The organism is Hydromonas duriensis (genome assembly GCF_004363775.1).
GTDB classification, from domain to species: domain Bacteria; phylum Pseudomonadota; class Gammaproteobacteria; order Burkholderiales; family Burkholderiaceae; genus Hydromonas; species Hydromonas duriensis.
On the sequence record NZ_SNZE01000002.1, the window covers coordinates 115,059 to 128,457 of the forward strand.

Consider the following 13,399-nt stretch of genomic DNA (forward strand, 5'->3'; position numbering starts at 1 on the left):
CATAAGAGCTTTGCATCCAGCGGATTGTTATTGTTCGTTATTAAAGCGTTTAATACAAAAAAGCATCTGATTAACATCGGATGCTTTTTTATTTGTATGATAAATACAACAAATAAATATTGAATTTTATTTACCTTTTGAGTCGGATATTAACGGCCTAACAAGGTATCACTCCACCTGCTCACTGATGAATTGACGCATCCAACAGTGCATTGCATCAAAGTGTGAACGGTGATGCCATATTAAATAATAATCAAACATCTCCGCCTGAACCTCTAACGGATAACTTTTCAATCCAAACTCTTTTTGAGCCTGTATGGCTAGGCGTGTTGGCAAGACACAAATCATTTGATTGTTTTCTAACAGTGCAGACACGCTATGAAAGTAAGGTAACACTATTTTAATTGGCGGAGATGAGCATCCCAAGCGAGACAGAACATCATCTTGAGCTTCATGATTACCCGCAGGGTAACTAACAATAACTCTTGGGTAGTTGGCACAGTTTTTCAACATCTCATCCATGCTGTTTTTTTGCACCAGCGGATGGCTTTCGCTCATTACTAGGCTGTAAGATTCAGTAAACAAGCGACGTTGATGAAAGTCGGCGGGTAAGTCCCCTGTGTAAATAGCAAAGTCCAATTCGCCATGTTCAAGTTTGTGCAAGGTATTTGATTGCCAAGCAGCAACTTCGATTGACAGGTGTGGCGAGGCTTCGTATAGCTTAGGTAATAACGGCTTTAAAACAATCGAAATACCATAATCTGTTGATGCAAAACGCACATTGCGTTTATCGAGTGCTGGGTCAAACTGGTCAATGACAAATATTTCTTGCGCCTGTTGCATAAGAGAGCGCACTTTTGTTTCCAGAGTTCTAGCCCGATTTGTAAGCGTGTAACCCTTGCGTGTTCGCACCAACAGCGGGTCGTTTAACTGAACCCGCAAACGACTCATAGTGCGGCTTGCTGCGGGTTGACTGAGCCCGAGCAACTCTCCTGCACGCGTGATGCTGGATGTTTTTAATAACGCATCCAGAAAAGGCAACGTGTTCAGATTAAGGTTTAAACTTTCTTCATTCGATTTTTGCATGCTTAACATCCATTTTAATGACTTTATATAATTCTGAGACTGAATATAATGCCAAGCTATTATCCAGTCAACAGCTAACTCGACTATCGAGCTGATAAAACGCAACATAGCAAACTCATTGTTGAAACACATTGTTTTTATTAAAAACCCAAGTAAAAGGATAAAGAAATGAAATATGCAGTCATTGGAGCAACAGGACAAACAGGCTCAGTCGTTGCTCAAACATTAAAACAAGCTGGGCATGACGTGCGCGCAATCGTCCGTGGTGAGGTGCAAGCAGAAAAAATGCGGGCTTTAGGTTATGAAGCCTTTTTAGCGGAAGTGGACGATATTGCCGCTTTAACGCGAGCATTCAGCGATGTAGACGGGGCTTATTTAATCAATCCGCCCGCATACTTATCAAGTGATATGTTCGCTAGAGCTAAGCAGGTACATTTCTCACTTCTCAAGGCAATAGAAGATGCAGGTGTGTCTTATACGGTGGCATTGTCGTCTGTGGGTGCTCAACACCCTGATGGAACGGGCAATATCAAAACGACATTTGATTTTGAGCAACAAATTAAAGCATCGGGTCTAAATATCACCATTTTACGCGCACCTAATTTTTTAGATAACTGGTCTGATAGTATTCTTATTGCGAAGACAAAAGGCGTTTTACCTTCATTTTTCTTACCTTTAAATAAACGTTGGCCTATGGCTTCAAGTTTAGATATAGGCCGTGTCGCAGCGGAATTATTAATCGAGCGCAATATGGAAGTTAAAATGGTTGAGTTATCGGATGCCGTAGAATGCTCTGCGGAAGATGTCGCTTCCTGTTTATCAAAATTACTCGGCCAAGATATTCAAGCGGTTGAAGTCCCTACAGACAGCATTGCCAGTCTCTTTGAGGGCAAAGGTTTGCCCAGCAAATCAGCGCAAGGCTTCCAAGAAATGATGCATGGGTTTAACACTGATTTCATACAGTTTGCAGGTGAAGGCGCACAACGCCGCACAAATGTTGATTTAGAAACGGCGATTAAACACATGCTTGCTGAATCCTAAACAACCGATATCCCCAGTTGATTCAAACTGGGGATTTTAATTCGCCCCACTCCCTAGACCACAGCCAGTACAGCCGCAATACAATTTCACATTATGTTGGTAGAATGCGCGCTGGGTTTGCAAGGATGTTGATGATAGGCCCCTTCCCTCTTTTATCTGATGATGACCTTATTGCTAAAAAAATTTAAATGATTATATGAACACAACTAAAAAAAATTCACTATTTAAGCCCATGCTGCCTCGCTCTAAAGAAGAGGTTCATCGCGCATCGACGCCTCTTGAGCTGCTATTTGATTTGGTTTTTGTGGTGGCCGTAGCGGGGGCAAGCGCCAATTTGCACCATAGTATTGCTGAAAACCATTTATCTTCAGCGATATTCCCTTTTCTTTGGGTCTTTTTCGGTATTTGGTGGGCATGGATGAATTTTTCATGGTTCGCCTCGGCTTACGATATCGATGATGTCCCTTACCGCATATTGGTTTTAGTGCAACTAACAGGCGCGCTGGTCGTCGCTGCGGGTGTATCCGATACCTTTTCAAAAGGCACCAGTTGGTTTGCTATTACAGGCTATACCATCATGCGCGTCGCTCAAATTACGCAGTGGGTTCGCGCTTGGCTCGGCGACCCTCCGCGCCGACAAGTAATTACGCGCTATATAGTCGGATTATTTCTTGCCCAAATTTACTGGTGGCTCATCATGCTTGCGCCCATGTCGTTAAAGCCTTATTTGATTGGGTTTGGCATTTTAATTGAACTGAGTGTGCCTTTTTTAGCTGAGAAAGTGAATGGCGGTACACCGTGGCATCCTAAACACATCATTGAACGTTACAGTCTATTTACCATTATCGTACTGGGCGAGACTATTCTGTCAGCCTCTACCGCTGTGCAATCCTCGATTGATGCAGGCTATGTTGATGGTTCTTTAGTTGGAATTATTATTGGCGGCTTACTGCTTGTGTTCAATATGTGGTGGAGTTACTTTCAGCAAACTGAGCACAATATTACCAATAGCCATTGGCAAGGCATTTTTTGGGGCTATGGGCATTATTTTATTTTTGTGTCTGCTGCGGCAGTTGGTGCAGGCTTGGCCTCCTCGGTCGACTTTATGAGTGGTCAATCTATGGCTTCTCTGACTTTGACCAACGCCGTTATTGCCATTCCAGTTATTTGTTATTTTCTCACCTTGGCACTGGTTCATGGTCGTTTACGCGCTTACCCAATGTCTGCCGCCGTACTGTGCATAAGTACTGTACTGATTGCTCTTTGCATCTGGAGTCAATCTGCCGTACTTCTGATTGGCTTAATTATATCGGCTTCAAATGCATTCAAATTATGGCACTATCGAACACTATCTTTTTAAGATAGTGTTTCACCGAATTATTATTTTAAGGAATGCGGGGGCTTAAACCACATGATGGTTAAACAATTTCCCCGCCAATCTCGAGGACTTTTTGCTTGAGTACTTGCCAAGCCTCTTCCAACAAAACACATGCGTCACCCGTCGCTTTCACGCCCAATTCAATATGATAGCGTCTTGCGGATGCCTCGCCTTCTTGCGCTTGTACAATTTTAGGCAAGCTATAGGTTTTCACGCCTGCAAAATCACGTTCAATCGCTATCATGAAAGGCGCAATTTGTGACTCTTGCAAGCCGTACAAATGAGCGGACAAGTGCGCATGGCGTTGTTTAAAAAACTCATGCTTGTAGTATGTCTCCAAAACCCATTCGAGCATAGGGTGCGCCATCACTGGGAATCCAGGGACAAAGTAGTGACGCTGAATTGAGAAGCCAGCGACATTGTTAAATGGATTGGGAATAATTTCAGCACCTTGCGGAAAATGCGCCATTTGAAGCCGTTGCAAATGAATCGCTCCATTTAAATCATCACCACGTTTTACAGACAGTTCTTCAATGAATTTTGCGGCCACAGGATGCTCAAGCAGAGGCACTCCCAGCGCACTGGCCGCGGCTTGTCGGGTGTGGTCATCAGGTGTTGCGCCAATGCCTCCTGTAACAAAAACGGGGACATCTTGCGCAAAACTACGCTGTAACCGCGCAACGATTTCAGTAGGTTCATCAGCCACATATTCGACCCATGCTAAACGTAAACCACGCGCATCAAGCATGGCGCGAATCGCTTGAAAATGCGCGTCGGTACGCGAGCCATTTAATATTTCGTCACCAATAATCATTAAACCAAAACGCATATGTCCTCATCAATCTTGCAAGACTGTTTGCAATAAATGTTCTCTTTGCCGCATGCGATAATCAGATAGCGCCTGTAAGCAATAGCAACTATACGTCAAACCACAAAATGTAAAGAGTGCCGTGAACGTCAACACCGAAAAAATCGCGGCAAACGGCAATAAGATGACGCCAATAATCGAGCCCATCCAAATAAACGTAGGCAATGCGCCCATCAGGGTTATCAGCACCCCTAAGATGAACAGATGCACATTTCTTTCGTTCGCGATAGCCGCATATTCATTTGTGTCGGCATAGTCCGCAAGTGCATCAAAAGCAAATACTTTTTGATTATAACGCGCCATGACTCCCGTTTGAATGACAGCACCCAAGCCTGCAAACAAATACGCTGGAGTGCTGATAATCCAAAAAAAAGCAAACCAAAACGTCCACCTCATGGTGTTACGCAAACTTAGCCATGTGCTCAAGCCACCTTTACTTTGCAATGTTGGAAAAAACTTATCCGCAACCGCGCGGTTGATGTGAGTCATCCCAAAAACGCTAATCATCAGCATGGACGACAAAACCACCAAAAGAATCCACAACAAGCCGACGGCCAACCAAAAACCGCCCTGCATCGCCCAATTCATTGCCTGTGCCATCCAAGCATCACTCAACGCCCACCGATTTTTCAGAGCCGTCAACCAGACAAAAATATCGTCACCGAAACCCCACCAGAGCACGCCGCCGATGACGAACCAACCCAACAATGAAAACAATGCGGGACGCCAGACCAGCCCCCATATTCGCGGAGTGAGCATCATCATGGTCGCTCGGCTCATTGCTTGAATCACGTCTTTCATTGACACCTCCGTTTTTTATCTTTGCAAACTATCCCAAACTTTATGCAAACGTTTGACCGACACGGGCATAGGGGTGCGGCACTCTTGTGCAAACAAGCCCACTCGCAACTCCTCCAGCAACCATCTAAACTGTAGCAATCCGTCATCCAACTGCCCCCCCCGCTCATTAACAGCACGCTGCCAATTTTGCGTTAAAGGTAGCATATCTCGCATCAATTGCGCATCTCTTGCGTTATCATTTTTTAGCTTATCTATTCGTAAAGCAATCGCTTTGAAATAACGGGGATAATGCACCAGCTGCACATAAGCTGTATTTAAAACAAAGTGTTTGGGTATTAAACGTTCAATTTGCCCTTTAATGTCATTGTACGCATTGATGTGCGCCTTTGCTGACACCCACTTTTTCTGTGCCACTTGCCATTCGCTCAAAATATTGAGCACCAGCTTCGACACTTCTTGCACAATGAGCCCCAAACGGGATTTGGCTTGCGATAACATTTTTTCAAATGTTTCCGCATTACGAGGCCACTGCGTCACGTCATCCAAGCCACACGCACGTTGAAGTGCCAAGGCGACAATGTCACTTTTTAACGCCTCTAAAGAATCACCCGTCAAGGCTGCATACAACATACCCATGTTGGCGGCATCGGGTATATTTTTATCCAAGTGTTTCAAACTGTCTTTGAAATGCAAACGCGCCAAGCGCAACAATCCAAGCAAATGCACGTCTTGGGCAATTTTCTCTTCATCCCACACGCTTAATTCACAATGCGTCTCACAATCAAGCAACGCAGGATAACCAAATATTTTGGCTTGCCCTTTCTGTAACTCCATCAGTTCGGGCAACTCGCCAAAATCCCATGTTGTAATGGCTCGACCAGCCTCACCAGCGGACACTGTTGATTTAGCTTGTTTAGACTGTGAAGCATCGTCAGCCGTAGATTGTGCTTGCACAACCTCTTGAAAAGACTCGCGTGCCTGCCCCCCAAAATGAGTTCGCAATAAACTTAAGTTTCTCGACATTTCAAGCTGCCGCCCATACTCATCAATTAACTTAAAGTTCATAAACGCATGTGCAGGCAACAGCTCCAATTTGAAATCGGTGCTTTTGAGCTGTTGCCCCGTTTTTAAACGCACATGCGCAATCAACGCATCCAATAAAGCTTGCTTACCCATGCACGCTTCAGCCACCGACCATTCAATAAACTGCTGCGCATAGTCAGGTAACGGAACACAATGACGACGAATTTTTTGGGGTAAAGATTTAAGTAAAGCCAACACTTTATTTTTCAACATTCCCAACACCAACCACTCACACTCAACCGCTGACACTTGATTCAAAACCGCAATCGGTACAGTCAAGGTCACCCCATCGCGTGGGCTATTGGGTTCAAAATGGTAGGTTAAACCGCATGACAGACCGCCGACTTGCATATGTTTTGGAAACACATCCGTGGTCACACCCGATGCCTCATGCCGCATCAAGTCATCTTTCGACAAATACAAAATTTTAGGCTGGGTTTTAATCGCTTCATCATGCCATTTTTGTAAAGCACGGATGTCGCAGATGTCCTTTGGGATGACGCTATCATAAAAAGCCACGATTAACTCATCATCGACCAAAACATCTTGCCGACGAGATTTGTGCTCAATATTTTCAATATGCGCAATCAATTGCTTGTTGTGCGTCAAAAAGGGAAAACGCCCTTCAAATTCATGCTGAGCTAAGCCATCACGAATAAAAACGGCACGCGCCTCTTCTGGATTAATACGAGCGTAGCTGACAGGTCTATGGTTATAAACCACCAAACCATATAAAGTCGCACGCTCATCCGCTTGAACTTGCCCTGATTTTTTGCGCCAACGTGGCTCAGAGTAGGTTTTTTTCAATAAGTGTGAACCAACACGCTCCAACCATTTGGGTTCGATTTTAGCTAAGGTTCGAGCAAATAAACGGCTGGTTTCTACCAACTCTGCGGCCATGACCCACTGGCTCGACTTTTTCTTTAGACTCGAACCCGGCCATAAATAAAACTGAATCCCTCGTGCACCTTGATAATATTGACCACGTTGCCCAACCTTGGCTGGCGCTCCTGCGGAATGTTTAACCGCCTCGTTTTGCAATTCGGACTTAAAACCAATATTGCCCAACAATCCCGCCAACAACGCGCAATGCAATTGTTCAAATGTCGGCTCAGACTCATTGATGCGCCATCCAAGTTCTTTGACCATACTCGATAATTGAGTGTGCACATCTCGCCACTCACGCAAACGCAGCTGCGATAAAAAATGTGCACGACAATTTTCTTGCAATAACTTATTGGATTTTTTGTGCTTAACCGCCTCATCAAACCACTGCCATATTTTTAAATAACTCAAAAATTCCGATGCAGGGTCATTAAATTTGGCATGCGCTGAATCGGCCTGCGCACGCAACTCCGTTGGACGGTCTCTTACGTCTTGTACCGACAACGCACTCGCAATAATAAGCACCTCTCGCAAAGCCCCCTCATCTCGTGCGGCCAAAATCATGCGCGCCACACGCGGGTCAATTGGCAACTTCGCCAGCTCACGCCCTATCTGTGTGAGTTGGTAATCATCCGTCAACGCACCCAACTCTTGCAACAAATGATAGCCATCCACAATGGCGCGATTAAGAGGCGCTTGCACAAAAGGAAACTCTTCAATGCGTTTTAAGCCCAAAGCCTTCATCCGTAAAATAACCGTCGCCAACGATGAGCGCAAAATTTCTGGGTCAGTAAAATCGGCTCGTGCAACAAAATCCGCTTCGTCATATAGACGAATGCACACGCCCGCCGCCACACGCCCACAACGACCAGCCCGTTGATTTGCAGCCGCTTTGGCAATGGCTTCAATCTGCAATTGCTCAACCTTTTGACGATACGAATATCGCTTAACTCGCGCCAAACCACTGTCTATCACATAACGAATACCTGGCACGGTCAATGAGGTTTCAGCAACATTTGTTGCCAAAACAATTCGGCGCGCATTCGATGGCTTAAAAATACGCTCTTGCTCCTGCGCCGTCAAACGAGCAAACAAGGGCAAAATATCAACATGAGGCGGATGATGCTTGCGCAAACTCTCGGCGGCCTCTCGAATCTCTCGCTCGCCAGGCAAAAAGACCAAAATATCACCCGTACCCTCGCGCGCCAATTCGTCGACAGCATCAACAATGCCATCATACAAATCACGCTCTTTATCATGCTCATTGGCTTGAATCGGCCGATAACGAATCTCCACTGGATACGTCCGACCGCTGACATTCATAATCGGAGCGGGCCCTTTTTCTGTAGCAAAATGCGCTGCAAACCTATCCGCATCTATCGTTGCGGATGTGATAATTATTTTAAGGTCTTTGCGCTTAGGTAAAATTTCTTTCAAATACCCGAGTAAAAAATCAATATTTAAACTTCGTTCATGCGCCTCATCAATAATGAGCGTGTCATATTGTTTCAGTAAGGGGTCGCGTTGCGTTTCAGCCAGCAAAATACCATCTGTCATCAACTTAATCGACGCGCCCTCATGCAAGCGGTCTTGAAATCTAATTTTATAACCCACGACCTCACCCAATGGTGAATCCAACTCCTGCGCAATGCGCTTGGCGGTACTGGTTGCCGCCAAGCGACGCGGTTGGGTATGCCCAATCAAACCCAGCCCCCCCACCCCAACACCACGTCCAAGCGACAAACACATTTTAGGCAGTTGAGTGGTTTTACCTGAGCCTGTCTCACCGCAAATGATGACCACTTGATTGCTCTGAATGAGCTTGCAAATGGCCTCTCGCTCTGCACTTACTGGCAGCTGTTCGGGAAATTGAATAGACTGTTGTAAACGCTCTATTTGAGCAGGCGTAGCAGAAAACTTAATTTTAGCGGGTGAAGATTTCATTTTAATGATCAAATAATAAACATCAAATAGTAAAAGCCTTCGTCAAACGAAGGCTTTTATGATTATATAAAGGTGCTATTTCTAGAGTGATGGTGAACGACCACCAAGCACGTCCAACTTTGACACGGTCGGCGCATTACCACTTTCAAGCCAATCCTTAATACGAACTGCATCTGTCACACGAGAATCTGCCGTACGAGAATCGAGCAAAACAATAATTTTCGGCGAGCCGTTAATGAAAGCCTGAATGACGACACATTTACCCGCGGCACTCAAAGTCCCTGTTTTTTGCATGCCGATATTCCAACCCATGCCCCGCGATATCAAACGATTACTGTTGTGATACACCAACTGACGACCCGATGGGGTGTAAACCATAGCACTATCGGTTGTCGACAATTGTCGAATCATTTTGTATTGCGATGCAGCATTAACCATCTTCGCTAAATCCATCGCAGATGCTTGATTTGAGGGCGACAAACCACTTGGATCAACAAAGTTGGCCCCACTCATTCCGAGCATACTGGCTTTTGCATTCATGGCCTGAATAAAAGCAAATAAACCGCCAGGATAAGTGCGACCCAAGGCATAAGCGGCACGGTTTTCAGATGACATCAGCGCCAACAACATCACATCACGACGAGGCAATGTCGTGCCAACAGACAAGCGCGAATTACGATAATGATTGGCATCTTCTTCGGTGATGGTGATTGGCTCATCCATATCCAAACGCGCATCCAAAGAGACCATCGCCGTCATCAACTTGGTGATAGATGCAATGGGTAATTTTGTACGAGAGTTTTTTTCGTACAACGTACTCCAACTGTTCTGATCCACCACCAAAGCCACACTGGCTCGTAAATCGAGAGGATCATAGGATTGCTCCAAACCATATTGTCGGCCATACGACACGTTATGAGTTGCGTAAGGGCGAGCGGGCTGGGCTGTGACGGCCTTAGTCGTAGCTTGAGCAATCATTGCCCCAACCACATCTTCTGCGGCCTGAGCAAATGTCGATAGAGAGGCAGAGAGTGTCAGAGCCGATGCCACGGCAAATTTAAGTATATGTTTCATCACAACCTCGCTTTTTTTGTGTATTTACGTATGACTTTACGGAAAACGAATTTTAAAAATATGTCCTAATTTTCCTTCGTCAACTGCTTTTGAAAAGAATTTTACGGATAAAACCATTAAAAATCAAATAGTTTTCTCTTTTTTATAAAGCAAAAACTTAATTTGTTGTTAAATGGGCAGAGTTTCTCAAAATAAAAGCACATATACCCTAATGCAATGTTATTTTCTTTAAAACGTATTTATAGCAAATTAACATTGAGGTAAACGCCGCAATACAAAAATCACTCAATCGCCACATATTTAACTTCAACAATCTCTAAAATATCTGTGCCAGCTGGTGTATTAAGACGCACCTCATCGCCCTCTCGCGCTTTAAGCATTGCTCTTGCAATGGGGCTATTCCAACTCACCCAGCCTCGAGCCGAATCAATTTCATCCTTGCCAACAATACTGATTGTTTCTTCAACCTGCGTCGCCTCACGCCAAAAGGTGACTGTAGCGCCAAAGAATATTTGGTCGACGTGCTGCTGAGTAGCGGGGTCAATGACCTGCGCATTTTCCAAAGCCTTTGTTAAGTAGCGCACTCGACGGTCAATTTCTCTCAGTCTTCGCTTGCCGTATAAATAGTCGCCATTTTCTGAACGATCGCCATTTTTTGCAGCCCAAGATACAACTTGAACCACTTCAGGCCGCTCAACATCCAACAGGTTTAACAATTCGCTCTTTAGACGCGTATATCCCGTTGGTGTCATATAATTTTTTACGGGTGCTGCCACTGTTTCTGCTGCATGCCCCCTCTGGTTTGAAACCATGACAAATCCTTTCCATCTTTGCGATTACTCAAAAACCGACACCTAGACACTTAAATTTTAACCACAAATTATACGCTAAACGATAACAACGCCTTAAGAACACATATAACCATTGAGTGCCTCGACCTAAAAATGGCTTGTCACATTTAGACTTCTATGTGATAATAAGCGGCTTTTTATATATTTGGCGTGTGATTGGGTTTATGCTTTTTAGCCGCCCAATTGGCTGCCGCTCAACTTTTAAAGGATTTAAAATGAAATCAGGTATCCACCCAGAATATCGTGAAGTTGTTTTCCATGACATGTCAAACGACTTTAAATTTGTGACTCGTTCTACAGTCAACACCCGTGAAACCATCCAGTTCGAAGGTAAAGAATATCCTTTGGTTAAGTTAGAAACGTCTTCTGAATCACACCCATTCTACACTGGCACGCAAAAAATCATGGATACTGCGGGTCGAGTTGAGAAATTCCGTAACAAATACGGCTCACGCGGCGGTGCTGCTAAAACAGCGGCAGCTGAGTAATCGTTTCTCTCTGACACATGTTACATGTTCAGGACAAAAGGCAGCATTTGCTGCCTTTTGTTGTTTTTGTTTAAACACTTTTAGTATGCCTCTTCAGTGCTATGGCACATATTGAGACATATTGTTATGCTGCCACTATGGATATTAAAGCTTCTAATCCCTTGCGCTTAAACCAACACGATGTCGCACGTTTGCCTCGTCGTTATCTGTTTTTATTATTAACGCTTTACATCGCCGCTGGCTTGACTTGGCGAGACTTGTGGCGACAAGAAGCGGGTAGTTTTGGCATTATGCTAACCATGGCTCAAGGTGGTGTGAGTGACTGGATTTATCCTAATGTTGCTGGTTTGTATAGCACGACTTTTGGGCCTTTGCCTTATTGGATTGGTGCTGTATTCATTCGGCTATTTAGCTTCATCATGTCACCGTTTAACTCGGCTCAGTTTGCTATTGCCTGTCAAGGTGCTTTGAGTGCTTATCTATTATGGCTGGGTGTTTATCGACTGGGTAAGCGCGATGAACTTCAGCCTCAACGTTTGGCTTTTGGCGGCGAGCCTTCGCCGACGGATTATGGTCGAATGCTTGCTGACTCTGCCGTGTTGCTTTTGGTAGCGACATATGGTGTTGCCGCACATACGCACGACACAAGCGAGGGTGCAACAGTGTTATTGGTCTGCATGATGTGGCTGTGTGGCGCCATCAGTGCGCTTGAACGACCTGCAAAGGGGCGATGGTTATGGTCTTTGGGATTTGCAGGTATGGGCTTAACCCTACCATTTACCTTATTTATTTTCTTTATTTTTACAACATTAGGCGTGCTTTTTTTCACGCACTGGCGTGAGAACAGTTTACACGTCACTCCCGTTGTTATCGCAATTGGATTACTTACACCTGCCATTTGGTTTTTCAATATGGCACAAAACCCCGAGTTTTTTCTAAACTGGCGGTCTAATCAACACTTTACCCCCTTGTCAGCTGATAACGTGACATTTTTCGGGCGCAATTTTTTCGTTTTCACTTGGCCAATTGCCCCATTGGGATTATGGTGTATCTGGCGTTGGCGTTCGCGCTGGAGCAATCCAATGATGGTGTTAGGCGTTTTATTGCTATTGACTCCGCTGGGTCACCTGATTATCAGTGGCCAACGGTTTGATGCGTCCATGTTGATGTTCGTGCCTGGTTTTGTACTTTTAGCACCATTTGGCTTGGCAACACTCAACCGTGGTCGCGCCAATATTATTGATTGGTTTTCTTTACTGACTTTTTCAACTTTATTGCTGCTGGTTTGGATGTTTTGGATTGCGGCATGGACAGGTTTTCCTACCCAACTCACTCGTAACATTTTTAAACTTGCGCCCAACTTTCAAATGGAATTTAAATGGTGGCCGTTTTCAATTGCGGTTCTTGTGAGCCTGGGTTGGCTGCTGATTTTAAATTGGCGTGCACGCTTTCAGCCTCGTGCTTTATGGAAAGCTGTTGCCCTATCATCCAGCGGACTGGTGATGATTTGGGTCTTGTTGGCCACCTTGATAATGCCTTGGTTAAACTACACGAGAAGCTATAGTGAAGCGGGGAAAGCATTAACAAGTAACATTCCATCAGAAGTGTCTTGCGTGAGAGCAATTGATTTACCAGCCAATATACGCGGTGCCATGTATTACTACGCCAACGTACCGTTTGTACCAGAGCGCTCCGAGTTTGCAAAGGTGAACTGCCCTTACGTATTAACGCAAGAAAGTACTCTAAAATTAAACACGCCCATTAAAAACACGTCAAGCGTTCAATTACACAATCAAACATGGAAAGTGATTTGGACAGGCGAGCGTGTATCTGAACGTGGCAATGCCTTGATTCTACTGCGTCAATAAGGACATCGCACAAAGCCTAGCTCGTTTATTAA

Annotated in this window: 10 protein-coding genes; 4 read left to right on the forward strand and 6 right to left on the reverse strand. The window is 44.8% G+C overall.

What is annotated here, in order from left to right; translation table 11 throughout:
- Positions 1-168: 168 nt before the first annotated feature.
- Positions 169-1,086 (reverse strand): LysR family transcriptional regulator, encoded by a 918-nt coding sequence (locus tag DFR44_RS01730; protein ID WP_162845116.1) that lies wholly within the window; start codon positions 1,084-1,086, stop codon positions 169-171.
- 168 nt (positions 1,087-1,254) lie between these two features.
- On the opposite strand from DFR44_RS01730, the gene DFR44_RS01735 reads away from it, so the two are divergent.
- Together DFR44_RS01735 and DFR44_RS01740 are read left to right on the forward strand one after the other, a co-directional pair.
- On the forward strand, positions 1,255-2,127 hold the full coding sequence (locus DFR44_RS01735; protein WP_133618985.1) for an NmrA family NAD(P)-binding protein: 873 nt from the start codon (positions 1,255-1,257) through the stop codon (positions 2,125-2,127).
- 196 nt (positions 2,128-2,323) lie between these two features.
- Positions 2,324-3,487 carry a low temperature requirement protein A gene (locus DFR44_RS01740; RefSeq protein WP_133618986.1) on the forward strand — a complete coding sequence of 388 codons (1,164 nt, stop codon included), beginning with the start codon at positions 2,324-2,326 and terminating at the stop codon, positions 3,485-3,487.
- Positions 3,488-3,545: 58 nt separating this feature from the next.
- Here the strand turns inward: DFR44_RS01740 and DFR44_RS01745 are convergent, their stop codons facing one another.
- From DFR44_RS01745 to greB, 5 genes are all read right to left on the reverse strand, one after another.
- A complete protein-coding gene (locus tag DFR44_RS01745) occupies positions 3,546-4,334 on the reverse strand; it encodes a competence/damage-inducible protein A (RefSeq protein WP_133618987.1) in 789 nt (262 codons plus the stop codon).
- A 9-nt stretch (positions 4,335-4,343) separates the two neighbouring features.
- Positions 4,344-5,174, reverse strand: a complete 831-nt coding sequence (locus DFR44_RS01750; RefSeq protein ID WP_133618988.1) for an EI24 domain-containing protein — start codon at positions 5,172-5,174, stop codon at positions 4,344-4,346.
- A gap of 15 nt (positions 5,175-5,189) precedes the next feature.
- Positions 5,190-9,086 (reverse strand): ATP-dependent RNA helicase HrpA, encoded by a 3,897-nt coding sequence (hrpA, locus tag DFR44_RS01755; protein ID WP_133618989.1) that lies wholly within the window; start codon positions 9,084-9,086, stop codon positions 5,190-5,192.
- 81 nt (positions 9,087-9,167) lie between these two features.
- Positions 9,168-10,160 carry a serine hydrolase gene (locus tag DFR44_RS01760; protein ID WP_133618990.1) on the reverse strand — a complete coding sequence of 331 codons (993 nt, stop codon included), beginning with the start codon at positions 10,158-10,160 and terminating at the stop codon, positions 9,168-9,170.
- 281 nt (positions 10,161-10,441) lie between these two features.
- Positions 10,442-10,972, reverse strand: coding sequence for a transcription elongation factor GreB (gene greB, locus DFR44_RS01765; protein WP_133618991.1), 531 nt, complete (start codon positions 10,970-10,972; stop codon positions 10,442-10,444).
- Positions 10,973-11,226: 254 nt separating this feature from the next.
- Here greB and DFR44_RS01770 point away from each other — a divergent pair, with 254 nt between their 5' ends.
- The gene (locus DFR44_RS01770) at positions 11,227-11,499 is read left to right on the forward strand and encodes a type B 50S ribosomal protein L31 (protein WP_133618992.1); all 273 of its coding nucleotides are present in this window, start codon (positions 11,227-11,229) and stop codon (positions 11,497-11,499) included.
- 137 nt (positions 11,500-11,636) lie between these two features.
- On the forward strand, positions 11,637-13,367 hold the full coding sequence (locus tag DFR44_RS01775) for an ArnT family glycosyltransferase (RefSeq protein WP_133618993.1): 1,731 nt from the start codon (positions 11,637-11,639) through the stop codon (positions 13,365-13,367).
- Positions 13,368-13,399 lie beyond the last annotated feature (32 nt).